The sequence below is a fragment of the Thalassovita sp. ABM4_323 genome (assembly GCF_056158665.1).
Window position 1 is genome coordinate 1374908 of sequence record NZ_JBSWTS010000007.1, and the last position, 17986, is coordinate 1392893.

Annotated in this window: 16 protein-coding genes; 10 read left to right on the top strand and 6 right to left on the bottom strand. The window is 59.9% G+C overall.

Annotated features, from left to right (window positions below):
- Position 1: 1 nt before the first annotated feature.
- The 6 genes from ACXADQ_RS09180 to mdh form a co-directional block, all read right to left on the bottom strand.
- Positions 2 to 2968 carry a 2-oxoglutarate dehydrogenase E1 component gene (locus tag ACXADQ_RS09180; RefSeq protein WP_475319273.1) on the bottom strand — a complete coding sequence of 989 codons (2967 nt, stop codon included), beginning with the start codon at positions 2966 to 2968 and terminating at the stop codon, positions 2 to 4.
- Positions 2969 to 3008: 40 nt separating this feature from the next.
- Positions 3009 to 3839, bottom strand: coding sequence for an alpha/beta hydrolase family protein (locus ACXADQ_RS09185; protein ID WP_475319277.1), 831 nt, complete (start codon positions 3837 to 3839; stop codon positions 3009 to 3011).
- Positions 3826 to 4713, bottom strand: coding sequence for a succinate--CoA ligase subunit alpha (sucD, locus tag ACXADQ_RS09190; protein ID WP_475319280.1), 888 nt, complete (start codon positions 4711 to 4713; stop codon positions 3826 to 3828). Before sucD ends, ACXADQ_RS09185 begins: the two co-directional genes overlap by 14 nt.
- Positions 4714 to 4718: 5 nt before the next feature.
- Positions 4719 to 5912, bottom strand: coding sequence for an ADP-forming succinate--CoA ligase subunit beta (sucC, locus tag ACXADQ_RS09195; RefSeq protein WP_475319284.1), 1194 nt, complete (start codon positions 5910 to 5912; stop codon positions 4719 to 4721).
- Between the two features lie 247 nt (positions 5913 to 6159).
- Positions 6160 to 7458, bottom strand: a complete 1299-nt coding sequence (locus tag ACXADQ_RS09200; protein WP_475319288.1) for a phosphatase PAP2 family protein — start codon at positions 7456 to 7458, stop codon at positions 6160 to 6162.
- 149 nt (positions 7459 to 7607) lie between these two features.
- Positions 7608 to 8570: a malate dehydrogenase gene (mdh, locus tag ACXADQ_RS09205; RefSeq protein ID WP_475319291.1), complete on the bottom strand. Its 963-nt coding sequence runs from the start codon at positions 8568 to 8570 to the stop codon at positions 7608 to 7610.
- A 146-nt stretch (positions 8571 to 8716) separates the two neighbouring features.
- On the opposite strand from mdh, the gene ACXADQ_RS09210 reads away from it, so the two are divergent.
- The 10 genes from ACXADQ_RS09210 (at position 8717) to ACXADQ_RS09255 (ending at position 17824) form a co-directional block, all read left to right on the top strand.
- Positions 8717 to 9484, top strand: a complete 768-nt coding sequence (locus tag ACXADQ_RS09210) for a sulfite exporter TauE/SafE family protein (RefSeq protein ID WP_475319295.1) — start codon at positions 8717 to 8719, stop codon at positions 9482 to 9484.
- 118 nt (positions 9485 to 9602) lie between these two features.
- Positions 9603 to 10460: an HpcH/HpaI aldolase/citrate lyase family protein gene (locus ACXADQ_RS09215; RefSeq protein ID WP_475319299.1), complete on the top strand. Its 858-nt coding sequence runs from the start codon at positions 9603 to 9605 to the stop codon at positions 10458 to 10460.
- Between the two features lie 38 nt (positions 10461 to 10498).
- Positions 10499 to 11041: an NnrU family protein gene (locus ACXADQ_RS09220; protein WP_475319301.1), complete on the top strand. Its 543-nt coding sequence runs from the start codon at positions 10499 to 10501 to the stop codon at positions 11039 to 11041.
- Between the two features lie 4 nt (positions 11042 to 11045).
- Positions 11046 to 11249 carry a DUF1737 domain-containing protein gene (locus ACXADQ_RS09225; protein WP_475319303.1) on the top strand — a complete coding sequence of 68 codons (204 nt, stop codon included), beginning with the start codon at positions 11046 to 11048 and terminating at the stop codon, positions 11247 to 11249.
- Positions 11249 to 12280, top strand: a complete 1032-nt coding sequence (locus ACXADQ_RS09230) for a MaoC family dehydratase (RefSeq protein WP_475319305.1) — start codon at positions 11249 to 11251, stop codon at positions 12278 to 12280. The genes ACXADQ_RS09225 and ACXADQ_RS09230 overlap by 1 nt, the downstream gene beginning before the upstream one ends.
- A 267-nt stretch (positions 12281 to 12547) precedes the next feature.
- Entirely contained in the window at positions 12548 to 12931 is a 384-nt protein-coding gene (gene sdhC, locus ACXADQ_RS09235; protein WP_475319308.1) for a succinate dehydrogenase, cytochrome b556 subunit, read from the top strand.
- 10 nt (positions 12932 to 12941) lie between these two features.
- Positions 12942 to 13313 (top strand): succinate dehydrogenase, hydrophobic membrane anchor protein, encoded by a 372-nt coding sequence (gene sdhD, locus ACXADQ_RS09240; protein ID WP_475319311.1) that lies wholly within the window; start codon positions 12942 to 12944, stop codon positions 13311 to 13313.
- 13 nt (positions 13314 to 13326) lie between these two features.
- Entirely contained in the window at positions 13327 to 15138 is a 1812-nt protein-coding gene (sdhA, locus tag ACXADQ_RS09245; protein WP_475319313.1) for a succinate dehydrogenase flavoprotein subunit, read from the top strand.
- A gap of 55 nt (positions 15139 to 15193) precedes the next feature.
- Complete coding sequence (locus tag ACXADQ_RS09250; protein WP_475319316.1) at positions 15194 to 16909, top strand: hypothetical protein; 1716 nt, start codon at positions 15194 to 15196, stop codon at positions 16907 to 16909.
- A gap of 135 nt (positions 16910 to 17044) precedes the next feature.
- Positions 17045 to 17824 (top strand): succinate dehydrogenase iron-sulfur subunit, encoded by a 780-nt coding sequence (locus ACXADQ_RS09255; protein ID WP_420569495.1) that lies wholly within the window; start codon positions 17045 to 17047, stop codon positions 17822 to 17824.
- Positions 17825 to 17986 lie beyond the last annotated feature (162 nt).

Below are 17986 nucleotides of genomic sequence, written 5' to 3' on the forward strand. Positions count from 1 at the left end.
GTTACTTTCCTTCGATGGTCAGCGCTTCGTCCACGAGCGCCTGTTGTTGTGCTTTGTGCATGGAGGCCAGACCGGTGGCAGGCGAGGCCGCAGCAGCGCGACCGGCATAAACCGGGCGGGTGTGCTTGGCGTCGATGCGGGTCAGGACCCATTCGATGTTGGGTTCGATAAAGGACCAGGCACCCTGGTTCTTGGGCTCTTCCTGACACCAGTACATTTCGGCGTTCTTAAAGCGCGCCAGTTCCTTGGTCAGGGTCATGGCGGGGAACGGATAGTACTGTTCGATCCGCATCAGATAGATGTCGTCGATGCCGCGGGCGTCGCGTTCTTCCAGCAGGTCATAATAGACCTTGCCCGAACACATCACGACACGCTTGACCTTGTCGTCGGCCACCAGCTTGGTGTCGGAATGGCCCTTTTCGGCGTCATCCCACAGCACGCGGTGGAAGGACGATCCGGTCAGGAAATCCTCGGCGTCGGAAACGGCCAGCTTGTGACGCAGCAGCGATTTCGGCGTCATCAGGATCAGCGGTTTCCGGAAGGTCCGGTGCAGCTGACGGCGCAGAATGTGGAAGTAGTTCGCAGGCGTCGTACAGTTCGCAACGATCCAGTTATCGCCGCCACACATGGTCAGGAAACGTTCCAGACGGGCCGAGCTGTGCTCGGGGCCCTGGCCTTCGTAGCCGTGGGGCAGCAGGACCGTCAGGCCCGACATCCGCAGCCATTTGCTTTCGCCCGAGCTGATGAACTGGTCAAACATGATCTGGGCGCCGTTGGCGAAATCGCCGAACTGGGCCTCCCACATGGTCAGCGCGTTGGGTTCGGCCAGCGAGTAGCCATATTCGAAGCCCAGCACCGCGTATTCCGACAGGGCCGAGTCGATCACTTCATAGCGCGACTGACCTTCACGGATGTTGTTCAGCGGATAGTAGCGCTCTTCGGTTTCCTGGTTGATCAGGCCCGAGTGACGCTGCGAGAACGTGCCACGCGTACAGTCCTGACCGGCCAGGCGAACCGGGTAGCCTTCGGTCAGCAGCGAGCCAAAGGCCAGCGCCTCGGCCGTGGCCCAGTCATAGCCCTTGCCGGTCTCGACCATCTTGGCCTTGGCGTCCAGCAGGCGGGCGACGGTCCGGTGGGTTGGGAACCCGTCAGGGACACGGGCCAGCGCGGTGCCGACCTCTTTCAGCGTGTCTTCGGAAATCGCGGTTTGACCCCGCTGATAGTTGTCCTCGGCGTCGCGATCCAGGTGCGACCAGCGCCCGTCCAGCCAGTCGGCCTTGTTGGGCTTATAGTCTTTGCCGGCCTCGAACTCTTCGTTCAGATGGGCCTGGAACGCGGCTTTCATATCCTCGATCTCGCCTTCGGGGATCAGACCGTCCTTGACCAGGCGATCCGTGTACAGCTGAAGCGTGGTTTTGTGCTTCTTGATGTTCTTGTACATGATCGGGTTGGTGAACATGGGCTCGTCGCCTTCGTTGTGACCGAAGCGGCGATAGCAGAACATGTCGATAACCACGTCTTTGTGGAACTTCATGCGGAATTCAGTGGCGACCTTGGCGGCGTGAACCACGGCCTCGGGGTCGTCCCCGTTCACGTGGAAAATCGGGGCCTCAACCACCAGCGCGTTGTCGGTGGGATAGGGCGAGCTGCGCGAGAAGTGCGGCGCCGTGGTAAACCCGATCTGGTTGTTCACAACGATGTGGATCGTGCCGCCGGTTTTGTGGCCACGCAGACCCGACAGGGCGAAACATTCCGCCACAACACCCTGACCGGCAAAGGCCGCATCCCCGTGCAGCAGTACCGGGATGACCGAGTGGTGTTCAGGATCGTTCAGCTGATCGGTCTTGGCGCGGCATTTGCCCAGAACCACCGGGTTCACCGCCTCTAGGTGCGAGGGGTTGGCAGTCAGCGACAGGTGAACCTTGTTGCCGTCAAACTCACGGTCCGAGCTGGCGCCCAGGTGATATTTAACGTCACCCGAACCATCGACTTCCTCGGGCTTGAACGAGCCACCCTGGAATTCGTTGAAAATCGCGCGGTAGGGTTTGCTCATCACGTTGGCCAGCACCGACAGACGACCGCGGTGGGGCATGCCGATGACGATGTCCTGAGCCCCCAGGTTGCCACCGCGTTTGATGATTTGTTCCATCGCGGGGATCAGGCTTTCGCCACCATCCAGGCCGAAACGCTTGGTGCCCATGTACTTGACGTGCAGGAACTTTTCAAAGCCCTCGGCCTCGACCAGCTTGTTCAGGATGGCCTTACGGCCTTCGCGGGTGAACTTAATTTCCTTGTCGAACCCTTCGATCCGTTCCTTCAGCCAGCCAGCTTGTTCGGGATCCGAGATATGCATGTATTGCAGCGCAAAAGTGCCTGCATAGGTGCGCTTGACGATGTCGATGATCTGACGCATCGACGCGACCTGCAGCCCCAGCACGTTGTCGATGAAGATCGGGCGATCCATGTCGGCTTCGGTGAAGCCATAGGATTTCGGGTCCAGCTCGGGATGCGGAGTTTTGTCGCGCATCCCCAGCGGATCAATGTCTGCGACCAGGTGGCCACGAATACGATAGGCGCGGATGATCATCAGCGCGCGGACAGAATCCAGAACGGCGCGTTTGATCGCTTCGTCGCTGACCTCGACACCCTTTTCGGCGGCCTTGGCGGCGATCTTTTTGCCAGCACTTTTGGCCTCGGCGGGGGCGGCGGGCCACTGACCGTCCAGCGCGGCAGTCAGATCGTCATTGGGAACCGGAGGCCAGTCAGGGCGTGCCCAAGAGGGGCCCTCGGCCTCGGCCTTGGCGTCCATTTCGCTATCACCCAGCTGACTGAAGAACTCGGCCCAGGCGGCATCCACCGCGTTGGGATCGTTCGCCCAGCGGGCATGCAGTTGCTCCAGATATTCCGCGTTATGCCCCTGCATAAAGCTGGAGGCGTGGAAGAGGTCGTTAGGGCTTTGGTCAGTCATGGCATATCCGATCTTTTCGTCGAATGTTGTTATGTTGTTGTTATTTGAGCAGTTTAACGACCTGCTTGTCGACGTATGGTCTGAGCGAGCGGAACCCGTGCGTCACCCCCTTGGGGCTGAGCAGGGCCACATTGGCCCCGGCCTCATTCGCCAGTTTCACATAAAGCTGGGCGAAGCGGGGCAGGGTGTTTTCGTCATCTGTGCCGGTGATGGCAATCACCCGCGTGTTGGCGGGGATTTTCTTGGCGTAGCGATGGGGCGACTGGCTTTGCTTCCAGTTGTTTTTGCCGCGGCGGTGCTTGCGCCAGTTGGGCACATCGCAGGGACAGGCGGCCAGGATGGCGACATCAACGATGCCGGGAAAGCGGCCCACGATGGTGCCCATCATGCCGGCCCCGCCCGAATGGCCGACCACGATCAGCTGCCGGGGGGTCAGGTCGGCCTTCATGGCGGCCAGGGATTCGGCCAGCAACTTGTTGTTGCGCGAGGTAAAGTGGTCTTTCTTGGGGTTCTGGCCCGGGCTGCGCCCGGTGGGGCCGGTAAAGGCGGGGCGGGTCAGCGCCACGGCGGTGACCGACGCATAGCGCTGCGCCAGCGAGCGGGCGTAGGCGTCATAGCCCTTCGATGGGCCGCTATCGCCGTGCAGAATAACGATCAGATTGCGGGTGCCCGTGCCATAGACCGAGCCCTTGAGCTTGCCCATGTCCAGCGCAGCGGCCGCGCCAGGCAGAAAGATCAGCAGCAGCGCCGTTGCCAGCGCTGCCACCTGGTGTGAGGCCCGGCCCAGGATCGCGGACAGCGCCCTTCCCAACGGAAAAGGCGCAGTCGCGGTGCGATATGCAAGCCGGGTCAGCATGTTAGCCCAGCTCAATCGCTTTCAGCACGGCCTCGCCCAGAGTGGCGGGGCTGTCGGCAACCACGATACCGGCCGATTTCATGGCCTCGATCTTGGATTCCGCGTCGCCTTTACCACCGGCAACGATGGCACCAGCGTGACCCATGCGGCGGCCCGGAGGCGCCGTACGGCCAGCGATGAAGCCAGCGGTGGGTTTCCAGCGGCCTTTTTTGCGCTGTTCTGCCAGGAATTCGGCGGCTTCTTCTTCGGCCGAACCACCGATTTCACCGATCATGATGATCGAGGTGGTTTCATCGTCGTCCAGGAACATGTCCAGCACGTCGATGTGCTCGGTGCCCTTGATGGGGTCACCACCGATGCCGACGGCGGTCGACTGACCCAGACCGATGTCCGAGGTCTGTTTCACCGCTTCGTAGGTCAGGGTGCCCGAACGCGACACAACGCCGACCGAACCACGCTGGTGGATGTGGCCGGGCATGATGCCGATTTTGCAGGCGTCCGGGGTGATCACGCCAGGGCAGTTCGGGCCGATCAGACGCGACGAGCTGTCCATCAGGGCGCGCTTGACCTTCATCATGTCCAGAACCGGGATGCCTTCGGTGATGCAAACGATCAGCTCCATCTCGGCGTCGATCGCTTCGAGGATCGAGTCAGCCGCGAAGGGCGGGGGAACGTAGATCACGGAGGCGTTGGCCTCGGTCACGTGCTTGGCTTCGTGGACCGAGTTGAACACGGGCAGACCCAGATGGTCCGAACCGCCTTTGCCGGGGGTCACGCCGCCAACCATTTTGGTGCCGTAGGCGATCGCCTGTTCCGAGTGGAAAGTACCCTGCGAGCCGGTGAAGCCCTGACAGATGACTTTGGTGTTTTCGTCAATAAGAACTGCCATTGGTCTTAGCCCTTCACCGCTTTCACAATTTTCTCTGCACCGTCCGACAGGTTGTCGGCGGCGATCACGTTCAGGCCCGAGGTGTTGATGATCTCTTTGCCCGCTTCGACGTTGGTGCCTTCCAGGCGCACAACCAGCGGAACCTGCAGACCGACCTCTTTCACCGCGGCGACAACGCCTTCGGCGATGACGTCACAGCGCATGATGCCGCCGAAGATGTTCACCAGGATGCCTTTGACGTTCGGGTCCGAGGTGATGATCTTGAACGCTTCGGTCACTTTTTCCTTGGTGGCGCCGCCGCCAACGTCCAGGAAGTTGGCCGGTTCAGCGCCGTACAGCTTGATGATGTCCATGGTGGCCATCGCCAGGCCCGCACCGTTCACCATGCAGCCGATTTCACCGTCCAGAGCGATGTAGTTCAGGTCGTATTTCGACGCTGCCAGCTCTTTGGGGTCTTCTTCGGTTTCGTCGCGCAGGTTGGCGACGTCGGGGTGACGGTAAACAGCGTTGCCGTCAAAGCCCAGCTTGGCGTCCAGCAGTTTCAGGTTGCCATCGGGCATCACGATCAGCGGGTTGATTTCCAGCATCTCCATGTCCTTCTCGATGAAGGCACGGTACAGGTTCGCCAGCAGCGCAACGCACTGTTTCACCTGACCGCCGGTCAGACCCAGCGAGAAGGCAACGCGACGGCCGTGATAGGGCATGTAGCCAGTGGCCGGATCGATGTCGAAGGAAAGGATTTTTTCGGGGGCCAATTCTGCAACCTCTTCGATGTCCATGCCACCTTCGGTCGAGGCAACGATCGACACGCGCGAGGACTGACGATCGACCAGGAAGGCCAGGTACAGTTCGCGTTCGATGTCCGAGCCCGCTTCGATGTAGATGCGGTTCACCTGTTTGCCGGCGGGGCCGGTCTGGTGGGTGACCAGGGTCTTGCCCAGCATCTTTTTGGCTTCTTCAGCGGCTTCTTCCACCGACTTGGCCAGGCGCACACCGCCTTTTTCACCAGCTTCGGCTTCTTTGAAAGAGCCTTTGCCGCGACCACCTGCGTGGATCTGTGCTTTGACAACCCACAGAGGGCCGTCCAGCTCGCCTGCGGCGGTTTTGGCGTCTTCGGCCTTCAGGACGGCACGTCCCTCAGAAACCGGGGCGCCGTATTCGCGAAGAAGTGCTTTCGCCTGATATTCATGGATGTTCATGAAAACTGTCCCGTCTTGCTACGATTGGGGGAATCTATACCCTCAACTTGCGGACGAGCCTAAGCAATTTCTTCAAGAAAAGCCGAATTTTGCCTATTTTCATTGGTTTGTGATCACAGTTTTTCAGAGTGTGATCACAAACGCGCTGCTGGCGCAGAAAAATGATTCGGTTTGTTAACTCTAACAGCGCAAATGCTGCCCTGCAGCATCAAGTTGCTGCATTGCAATGGCGAATATGGCCCAGAGATCAGAAATTCCGGGTCACACCGAAGTTGAGTGCATTGGTGATGATGTCGGTGCGCAAAGTTCCACCGCCAATCAGGTCTGCGCGGACCTGGCTGAAGGTGCCTTTGTATTCCCCAAAAATGTCCCATTGGTCGTTTAGGCCATAGCTGAGGCCAAACATCAGTGAAACCGAAGGTCCCGCGATCTGGTAATCAAAGGTGCGAGGTGCCGTGGGCGTGGTCTGGACCTCGACATGAGGAATGGCGACGCCGACCCCGGCACCCGCATAAGGCGTCAGCATGTTCCAGTGACGCGGCCAACGGCGCAGCACTCCGAATGTCAGGTTGTTCAAACCATCGGAAAACTCCAGATGATCGAAGCCCCCGGATGTTCCGGTTGCGCCCAGCGTGGCAGAATCTGCATAGACCTTGGTGTGATTGAAATCCGCGGTGAAGCCGAGTGTTTCACTGCGCCACCAAGTTGCCCGCAGCCCGTAATGGGGCGGCATGGCGAAGGGTTTACCTTTCCAGCCAGCCGTGAAATCAAACGATCCCACGCCCAAAGGATCATGCCCCGAGACCTTGCTATGCGGGGCGCTTTGCGGGCCGGTATAGATCGAAATGCTCCATCCCTGGGCCGAAGCGGGGAGGCCCCCCGAGATCAGAATTGCTGCCAGAAAGGCGGTCATCGCGCGCAGGACGTTGCGATAGGTGCGGGTTACCGGCAAGCGACGGGTATGGAATTGCGCCAAGCGCAGACCTTTGCGGCACGCCCCAAGACCGGCGCGCAGTTGGCGGCCGCTCCAACGCATCGCCCGGCGAAAGGCACGGTCAAATGCCGTCAGCGCCAGAATTTGCGTTGCCCAACCGACCAAAGCGCCCGCCAATACCTGCCAGGGGGTGTGCTTGCCGGCATCCACGCGGGACGTGCCGACGAAACCGGCCGCTACCACGGCCACCATCTGCGCGGCGTGACTGGATTTCAGACAGGTCGAAATCAAGGCCGTGGCCCCGAACGATGCCGCGGCAGTATGGCCAGAAGGGAAGCCTTTGTTGCCGCCATTGGGGCGCTGGTTGATGGGCGCGTCCCCCAGCCCGAATTTCGAGCCTTTGACGATGGTTTCCAGCAGCACGTAGCGGCCAAGATACTGCATCGAGCGCCCCTCCATCGAGGCGCAGGCCAACCCGGCCAGAGGCAGCGCGATCTGGAAATGATCCCCCAGCCGTTCGACGTTTCGACCGGATATCAGCAGGACAAATCCCGCAAGAAAAACCATGCAGGCCAAAGGTGTAGAACAGAGTCCCGTGCGCAGGTGGGTCATGAGTGGGGTCCCCGATGTCGTCTGCACGCGGACTACGACGGGGACAAGACGGAAATCCGACACGGACGTAACGGGGGGATGAAATAGCGCGTAGTTAAAGAAAAAGGGCACCCGAAGGTGCCCTTTCGCAATCTCGAATGTTCGATGGCTTAGGCCAGCGAGGGGTCGATCTCTTTACATGCGTCGACCAGGCCTTTGACCGCGTCAACCGACTTGTCGAACATCACTTGCTCTTCTTTGTTCAGTTTGATGTCCACGACCTTCTCGATGCCGCCCGCGCCGATCACGGTGGGCACGCCAACATACATGTCCTTCACGCCGATCTCACCGTCGCAGTAAGCGGCGCAGGGCAGAACGCGTTTCTGGTCTTTCAGGTAGGCTTCGGCCATTTCGATCGCCGAGGTGGCGGGCGCATAGTAAGCCGAACCGGTTTTCAGCAGACCAACGATTTCGGCGCCGCCGTCACGGGTACGCTGAACCATCGCGTCCAGTTTCTCTTGGGTGGTCCAGCCCATTTCGATCAGGTCGGGCAGGGGGATACCGGCAACGGTCGAGTAACGCACCGACGGCACCATGGTGTCGCCGTGGCCGCCCAGAACGAAGGCAGTGACGTCGCGCATGGACACGTTGAACTCTTCTGCTAGGAAGTGACGGAAGCGAGCCGAGTCCAGAACGCCAGCCATGCCGCAGACTTTGTTCGCGGGCAGACCCGAGAATTTCTGCAGGGCCCAAACCATCGCGTCCAGCGGGTTGGTGATGCAGATGACGAATGCGTCAGGGGCGTAGGCGGCGATGCCTTCGCCAACCGATTTCATGACCTTCAGGTTGATGCCCAGCAGGTCGTCGCGCGACATGCCCGGCTTACGCGCCACACCGGCGGTCACGATGCAGACATCTGCGCCCGCGATGTCTTCGTAGGACTGGGTGCCCGACATGGATGCGTCAAAGCCTTCCGAGGGGCCCGATTCCGCGATGTCGAGAGCTTTGCCCTCGGGCAGGCCTTCTGCGATGTCGAACAGAACGACGTCGCCGAGTTCTTTCAGTGCTGCAAGGTGAGCAAGCGTGCCACCGATGTTGCCGGCGCCGATAAGGGCAATCTTGGGTCTGGCCATGGAATATATCTCCGGTCCGAATGAAAATCGCGCATGGGGTAGTCTGTTCGCGCGTTCAATTCAAGCCTGCTGCGCTGCGGCAGTTTTGTATTTGTGACTGGGATGTGACGATTGTTATCGCTAAAGCTGTGCGTGAACGGGGAGTTATGCGAGTCGGCGACATGCTGCTGGATCTAGAGATTTTTTTCATTGCCGCTTTAGCGGTCACCTTTGCGGGCATTTCCAAGGGGGGATTTGGGTCGGGGGCGGCCTTTGCGTCGGCCTCGATTCTGGCGCTGGTGCTGGAACCCGGGCAAGCCTTGGGAATTATGCTGCCACTGCTGATGCTTATCGATGTCACCACCCTGCGGCCCTATTGGAAAAAGTGGTCCTGGCCGGATGCCAAGCTGCTGATCATTGGGGCGTTGCCGGGCGTAGCGCTGGGCGCCTGGCTGTACCAAATCGCCGATGCGGATGTGTTCCGTCTGTTGATTGGGGGGATCTCGTTGGCCTTTGTGGCTTGGCAGATGGGGCTGAAGCTGCGGTTGATCCGACCGCCCGCGAACGAGATGCCGGCCTGGGGGGGCGCATTGGCTGGGGCGACGGCTGGCTTCACCAGTTTTGTCTCTCATGCCGGCGGGCCGCCCGCTGCAGTATATCTGTTGTCGCGCGGGCTTGGGAAAACGACCTATCAGGCGTCAACCGTACTGATTTTCTGGGCGATCAACGTGGCCAAATTTGTGCCCTACAGCTTCTTGGGGATCTTTACGGCTCAGACCTTGTGGGCCGATCTGATGTTGGCGCCTTTTGCAATTCTGGGCGCATGGCTGGGGGTTAAGGCGCACCATATGGTGCCCGAGCGGCTGTTTTTCGGACTGACTTACGCGCTGCTGACGCTGACCGGGATCAAGCTGATTTGGGATGCTTTAGTCTAGGTTTTCAGGCGTTTTCGGGGGGCGACGCCCAGAAATTCTGCGTTGCGGCGACATTCCTCTTGAAATTTTCGCAGAAATTTGGCCATGTCCGCGCAAGATTATTACGAGGACAAGACTCATGGACATGACTGCCCGCCCGTATCGCTCGGTTCTTTATATTCCCGGTTCCAAGGATCGCGCCCTGGAAAAAGCCCGCACGCTGCCTGTTGATGCGATCATTTTCGACCTCGAGGATGCCGTCAGCCCCGACGCCAAAGTCGGCGCACGTGACACGCTGAAGGCCGCGCTGGCCGAGGGTGGTTATGGCAACCGCGCCAAGATCATCCGCATCAACGGTCTGGATTCGGAATGGGGCAAAGGTGATGTCGAGGCGCTGCGCGATGCCGATGCCGACGCGTTTCTGCTGCCCAAGGTGAACTCGGCCGCGGACGTGCAGGCGCTGGCCGACCTGCTGGGCAATGGCAAGCCGATCTGGGCGATGATGGAAACCCCGCTGGGCATCCTGAATGCGCTGGAAATCGCCGCCCACCCGCAGCTGACCGGTTTCGTTGCCGGCACGAATGATCTAGCGAAAGAGCTGAACAGCCGTTTCCGCGCCGACCGTCTGCCGATGCAGGCCTCGTTGCAGATGATCCTGCTGGCCGCTCGCGCGCATGGCGTGATTGCTATCGACGGTGTGTACAACCAGTTCAAAGATGACGAAGGCCTGAAATTCGAATGCGATCAGGGCCGGGACATGGGCTATGACGGCAAGACGCTGATCCACCCCGCGCAGGTACCCGTCACGAACGAAGCGTTTGCTCCGTCTGAGGCCGAGATCGACCTGGCCAAACGCCAAATCGCCGCCTTCGAGGAAACCGAGGCCGCAGGGCAGGGTGTGGCTGTTGTCGACGGCAAGATCGTGGAAAACCTGCACGTCGAAACTGCGAAAAAGACCTTGGCCAAGGCCGCCGCTATTGCCGAACTGGCCGGTTAACCCACTATAGTCGCCCAGGATAAATACGGAGAATGCATATGATCTGGCTCATTCTGGGCGTGCTGCTGTGGTCGGGCGCGCATCTGTTCAAACGGGTCGCCCCCGGCGCACGGGCCGCGATGGGGGACAAGGGCAAAGGGCCCGTTGCCCTGGCGCTGCTTGCAGCTGTTGTGTTGATGGTCATCGGCTATCGCGGGGCTGAGGGTGCGTTCCTTTGGGGGCGCAGCCCGGCGCTGGTGGGGATCAACAACCTGTTGATGATCCTGTCGGTCTATATGTTCGCGGTGTCGGGGCTGCAAACCCGGCTGGCGCGATACGTTCGGCACCCGCAACTGACCGGGGTCAAGCTGTGGGCGGTGGCGCATCTGCTGGTGAACGGGGATGTGCCCAGTTTCATCCTGTTTGGCGGGCTGCTGGCCTGGGCGGTGGTCGAGGTCATCCTGTTGAACCGCCAGACCGAGTGGGTAAAACCCGAACCCGCCCCCATGAAAAAAGAGATCCGCGGGGTGCTGGGCACAATCGTGATCTATGTCGGCCTTGTGTTGGTTCACAAGGGCCTTGGCTATGTTCCATATGGATAAGACAATGAAACTATACCGCTTTTTGACCGAGGATGACACCTCGGCCTTCTGCCACAAAGTCACCGCCGCCCTGAACAAGGGGTGGGAACTGCACGGGGAACCGACCTATGCCTTTGACGCTGCCAACGGTGTCATGCGCTGTGGTCAGGCCGTCGTGAAAGAGGTCGAGGGCACCTACACCCCAGATACGAAGCTTGGAGAACACTGATGGCGAAAACCAATTCGGGTCGCTTTTTCGAAGACTACAAAATCGGCGACGTGATCAGCCACGCCGTACCGCGCACCGTGGGTGAAGGCGAGCGCGCTCTGTATCACGCGCTGTATCCGGCGCGTCATGCGCTGTACTCCTCGGACGAGTTTGCTCGTGACAGTGGCCTGCCCGAAAGCCCGCTGGACGATCTGGCGGCCTTTCACGTTGTGTTCGGCAAAACCGTGCCGGATGTGTCGCTGAACGCCGTTGCCAACCTGGGCTATGCCGAAGGGCGCTGGCTGAAGCCAGTGTTCGCCGGGGACACGCTGCGCTCGGTGTCCGAAGTGATCGGGCTCAAGCAGAACTCGAACGGGAAATCGGGCGTGGTTTACGTGCGTACGCGCGGGATCAACCAGCTGGGCGAGGCCGTTCTGGAATACGTCCGCTGGGTGATGGTGCGCAAACGCGATCTGGACGCGCCTGCGCCCGAAACCGTCATCCCCGAGCTGAACAAGGTCATCCCGGCCACGGATCTGGTGATCCCCGAGGGGCTGGATTTCTCGAACTACGATTTCGTTCAGGCGGGCGAACCGCATCGCTGGGGCGACTACGAAGTGGGCGAGAAAATCGACCACGTGGATGGCGTGACCATCGAAGAGGCCGAGCACATGATCGCCACGCGCCTGTGGCAGAACACGGCTAAGGTGCATTTCGACGCGACCTTCCGCCCTGATGGGCAGCGGCTGATCTATGGCGGCCACGTGATCTCGATGGCGCGGGCGCTGTCCTTTAATGGGCTGGCCAACGCGCAGATGATTGTGGGCCTGAACGGCGGGGCCCATGCGAACCCCTGCTTCAGTGGCCTGACGGTCAAGGCCTGGTCCGAGGTTCTGGACAAGGCCGAAACCGATGCGCCGGGTGTTGGTGCGATCCGCTTGCGTCTGGTGGCCACCAGTGGTGGAGAGCCATTCGAGCTGAAGGGCGAAGATGGCAAATACAAGCCCGAGGTTCTGCTGGATCTGGATTATTGGGCGCTGATGCCAACCTGATGGATGCTGATCAGGGCTGCATTTTTTGTGGCCCTGACACCTCTTGTGGCGAAAATGTTAGCGGTATAGCTGAGGAATCGCCAAAAATCCCGACAAAAAGACTCTAAATTCAATTTGTGATCACGCACAGGATTTGTGTGATCACATACGCGATTTTTTCTGACATTTATGTGAATTTTGCCGTGCTGCGTTGCGTCGTAACTGGTGACAAAAGGCAAAAAAAGTCCCATAAACCCAACAAGCAAGGGAACCCTGAAAGGATCTGATATGGCCGATGTGAAACAGGTCGAGCGCCCGCTTTCGCCGCATCTTCAAATCTATCGCCCGCAGCTGACTTCGATGACCTCTATCCTGACGCGCATCACCGGGAACGCTTTGATCGTTTCCGCGCTTCTGGTTGTATGGTGGTTGCTGGCAGCCGCGACAAGCGCCGAGTACTATGACATTGCCAATGGCGTGTTGACCTCGTGGTTCGGCGATATCGTCTTTACCCTGTCGGCCCTGGGCGTCTGGTATCACTACCTGGCCGGTCTGCGTCATCTGTATTTCGACGCTGGCAAGGGGCTGGATATCCCGACAGCCGAAAAGCTGGGCTGGGCCTGCATCATCGGTTCGGTCGTTCTGACCGTCCTGACCATCGTGATCGTGTAAGGAGGCCAGAATGCGTTACCTGACCGCACGCAAACGCGCCGAGGGCAAAGGCGCCTCGCATACCGGAACCGAACATCATTGGTACATGACCGTCAGCGCCGTTGGCCTGGCCTTCCTGGTGCCGCTGTTCGTGTTTGTCTTTGGCCGCGCCCTGGGGGGCAGCCATGCCGAGGTGCTCGAGACGTTCTCGCGCCCCATCCCCGCCGTCATCACCGGCCTGACCTTGTTTGTCGCCATGCGCCATTTTGCCAAGGGCGCCCAGATGATGATCGAAGACTACACAAAAGGGACCACCCGTAAAATGGCGGTCATGTTTGTGACCGGCCTGTCCTATGTCCTGATCGCCGTGGGCCTGTTCGCCCTGGCCAAGATCGCGCTGTAAGGAAGCAGAAGAAATGGCAACTTACGAATACGAAACCCACGAATATGACGTGGTCGTCATCGGTGCTGGCGGTGCTGGCCTGCGCGCGACCCTGGGTATGGCTGAACAAGGCCTGCGCACCGCTTGTGTGACCAAAGTGTTCCCGACCCGCTCGCATACTGTTGCGGCGCAGGGGGGTATCGCGGCCTCGCTGTCCAACATGGGCCCGGATAACTGGCAATGGCACATGTATGACACCGTCAAGGGCTCGGACTGGCTGGGTGACACGGACGCGATGGAATACCTGGCGCGTGAAGCCCCTAAGGCCGTCTACGAGCTGGAGCACTATGGTGTGCCCTTCAGCCGTACCGAAGAAGGCAAGATCTACCAGCGTCCGTTTGGTGGTCACACCACCGAATTTGGCGAAGGCCCCGCCGTGCAGCGGACCTGTGCCGCCGCCGACCGGACCGGCCACGCGATCCTGCACACGCTGTATGGTCAGTCGCTGAAGAACAACGCTGAATTCTACATCGAATATTTCGCCATCGACCTGCTGATGAGCGATGACGGCGAATGTCAGGGTGTTGTCTGCTGGAAGCTGGACGACGGCACTATGCATGTCTTCAACGCCAAGATGGTCGTTCTGGCCACCGGCGGTTACGGCCGTGCCTATTTCTCGGCCACCTCGGCCCACACCTGCACCGGCGACGGTGGCGGTATGGTGATGCGCGCTGGCCTGCCGATGCAGGATCTGGAGTTCGTTCAGTTCCACCCCACCGGCATCTACGGTTCGGGCTGCCTGATCACCGAAGGTGCGCGCGGCGAGGGCGGTTACCTGACCAACTCGGAAGGCGAGCGTTTCATGGAGCGTTACGCGCCCCAGTACAAAGACCTGGCCCCGCGTGACTATGTCTCGCGTTCGATGACCATGGAAATCCGCGAAGGCCGCGGTGTGGGCGCCGAAGGCGATCACATCCACCTGAACCTGTCGCACCTGCCTGCCGACGCTCTGGCCGAACGCCTGCCCGGTATCTCGGAAAGCGCCAAGATTTTCGCCGGTGTTGACGTGACCAAGGAACCGATCCCGGTTCTGCCGACCGTGCACTACAACATGGGCGGTATCCCCACCAACTATTGGGGCGAGGTGCTGAACCCGACCGAGGAAGACCCGACCGCGATCGTGCCTGGCCTGATGGCCGTGGGCGAGGCTGGCTGTGCCTCGGTGCACGGTGCGAACCGTCTGGGCTCGAACTCGTTGATTGACCTTGTGGTGTTTGGCCGTGCTTCGGCGATCCGCGCCGGTCAGGTTGTCGACCGCGACGCCGCGATCCCGACCGCATCAAAAGACAAGATCGAGAAGGTCTTTGCCCGCTTTGATGGCCTGCGCTATGCCGACGGTGCGATCCCGACCGCAGAACTGCGTCTGGAAATGCAGAAAACCATGCAGCGCGACGCGGCCGTGTTCCGTACCGCCAAGACCATGGCCGAAGGCGTTGAAGCGATGACCGAAATCGCCGGGAAAATGGGCGATGTCAAAGTCACCGATCAGTCGCTGGTCTGGAACTCGGACCTGATGGAAACGCTGGAACTGACCAACCTGATGCCTTCGGCCCTGTCGACCATCGTCAGCGCCGAAGCCCGCAAGGAAAGCCGCGGCGCCCACGCGCACGAGGACTTTGCCGAGCGTGACGATGAAAACTGGCGTGTCCACACCGTCAGCCGCATCGACGAGGCTGGCACTAAGGTTGATCTGAGCTATCGCCCGGTCATCCAGGATCCGCTGACCACCGAAGACCAAGGCGGCATCAACCTGAAGAAAATCGCGCCCAAAGCGCGGACCTTCTAAGCCAGATTGGGATGGCCCCGGTGGGGCTGTCCCTTTCACCCAGGGTATCCAAGGTATGAACCAGATGACGCACAAAATGGATCAGGCAGGGCAGGGGACCAGTCCCACCGCTCCGCGTATCCTGTGCGTCGGGACCCACCATAAAACCGGCACCATCTGGATGCAGCAGGTCTTCAAGGCCCTGTCTGCGGCGCTGGACCTGCCCAAATTCTCGATGTGGAAACGCGCAGTTAAACGGCTTCCGACCGGGGGGCGCGTTCTGGGAACCAACTGGGATTTTGCCTTTCCGGCCGAGCTGAACGAACGGGACGACGTTCTGTTCCTGCATATCATTCGGGATCCGCGCGACGTGCTGCTGTCTGGCGCGCGCTACCACGAAACGGCACCCGCCGGGAAAGAGGGCTGGCTGCATGAACCGCGCGCGGATTTCGGCGGGATGACCTATCAGCAAAAACTGCTGAGCATCGCCGACCCCGAAGAGCGCATCCTGTTCGAGATGGAGCATAAGCACGCCGAGACGCTGCAGCAGATGCTGGACTGGGACTATGACAATCCCAACAGCATAGAGTGGCGTTATGAGGACCTGATCACTGACACCGATTGCACGTTGTTCCGCGCGGCCCTGACCCGTTTTGGACTGTCCCCGGATCAGGTGGAGGCCGGTGTGCAGGCGTTCTGGGACAACAGCCTGTTTGGCGGCATGGCCGACCCGGCGCAGCGCAACGCTGCGGTGGCCGGACATGTGAGCTCGGGTGCGGCGCGGCAATGGCCCGGCAAGATGTCGGATCGCGTGGCGCAGGCCTATTGCGACCGCTTTGGGGATGCCCTGATCAAGCTCGGATATGAGAACGACACCAGCTGGCTGGATCGGTCGGCCGTTGGGAAACCGAAACCGGCGCCGCGCAAACGAAAACAGGCGGCCACTTTGGAATCGCGTCTGGGGTTCAAACCCGGCAAGGTGTTGCGCTTGTTCGGGATGCGCCGGTCGGGAAATCACGCGATTACCAATTGGCTGCAGCGCAATGCGCCCGATGAAGGCGTCTTGTTTCTGAACAATTGCCGCCGCGGAGAGGACCCGCTGTCTCAATTCGGTTCGGCCGAGGTGAACGGACGCCGGATTTCGATCAAAGATGCGCAGCAGGATCTGGCACGTGAGGCACAAGGCCTCGGCGATGGCGCCATGTTGATGATTTCTTATGAAGATCTGTCGCCCAAGCAAAACACGGCCAAGAAACCTCTGGGTGGGGCGTTCGACCAAAGCGCGGTGTCCATGAACATCGTGATCTATCGCAGTTTTTTGAACTGGATTGCCTCGATCTCCAAGAAGCTTGAAGGCAACACAGATTACAGCATCACACGGCGAGTGGCGGTTCTGATGCGCAGTGTCGACTTGTATCGGGACATGTTGGACAGCATCAGCATGGAATTGGATATTCAGTCCATTTCGTATGATTCCTGGTGTGTGGACGACGCCTATCGCGCGGGCAAACTGTCAGATTTGGGCCTGCCCCAGACCGACAATGCACTGGGCGATGTGGCTCGGTATGGCGGGGGCTCGTCGTTTCAGAAAGACGCCAGCTCGGCCTCAGAGCTGAACACGCATCAGCGCTGGCATCAGATGTTGAGCGATCCCCTGTATCAAGCCGTCCTGCAGGTGTCTGCGTGCGATCCGCTGCTGATGACGCGCTTGTCTGATTTTTTTCCGGGCGACGCCAACGTGCTGACCAAAATCGCGTCTGGCACACCGTTTTCACAGGAGGCCCTGCAATGAGGGCCTCTGAACCGCAATACGCTGTCCATCAATTGATGGGGGGCGCCCTCAAGTTCCGACCCATGTCACAACGGTCGGGAACCAAGTACCGCTCGGTGCCTTTCGTGGCAGGCGGCGCAACAAGGAGACAGTATTTTGGCTCAATTCACGCTTCCTAAGAATTCGAAGATCAAGACCGGCAAGACCTGGCCGAAGCCCGAGGGCGCGACCAATCTGCGCAAGTTCCAGATCTATCGCTGGAGCCCGGACGAAAACGAAAACCCCCGTGTCGACACCTATTTCGTCGACATGGACAAGTGCGGCCCGATGATCCTGGACGCGCTGATCAAGATCAAGAACGAGATCGACCCCACCCTGACCTTCCGCCGCTCGTGCCGCGAGGGCATCTGTGGGTCCTGCGCGATGAACATCGACGGGATCAACACCCTAGCCTGTATCTATGGCATGGACGAGATCAAAGGCGACGTCAAAATCTACCCGCTGCCGCACATGCCGGTGGTCAAGGACCTGATCCCCGATCTGACCCACTTCTATGCGCAGCATGCCTCGATCATGCCGTGGCTGGAAACCAAGACCAACCGCCCCGCGAAAGAGTGGAAGCAGTCGATCGAGGACCGTAAGAAACTGGACGGTCTGTATGAATGCGTGATGTGCGCCTCGTGTTCGACCTCGTGCCCCAGCTACTGGTGGAACTCGGATCGTTACCTGGGCCCGGCCGCGTTGCTGCATGCCTATCGCTGGATCATCGACAGCCGCGACGAAGCCACTGGCGAGCGTCTGGACGACCTGGAGGATCCCTTCAAGCTGTATCGCTGCCACACCATCATGAACTGCGCCAAGACCTGCCCCAAGGGTCTGAACCCGGCCAAGGCGATTGCCTCGATCAAGCACATGATGGTTAACCGCACCGTGTGATCCGGACAAATTGATCAAACCAAAGGGTCGGCCTTGCGCCGGCCCTTTTTGTTTCCGCTTGGTAAATCTGCAAATGCTGCATGGCAGCATTTCTGTTTTGGGGGATGTCCTGCGTTTCAAAAAGCGTACATTCGCATGCAGGGAGGACGTTCAAACACCGAA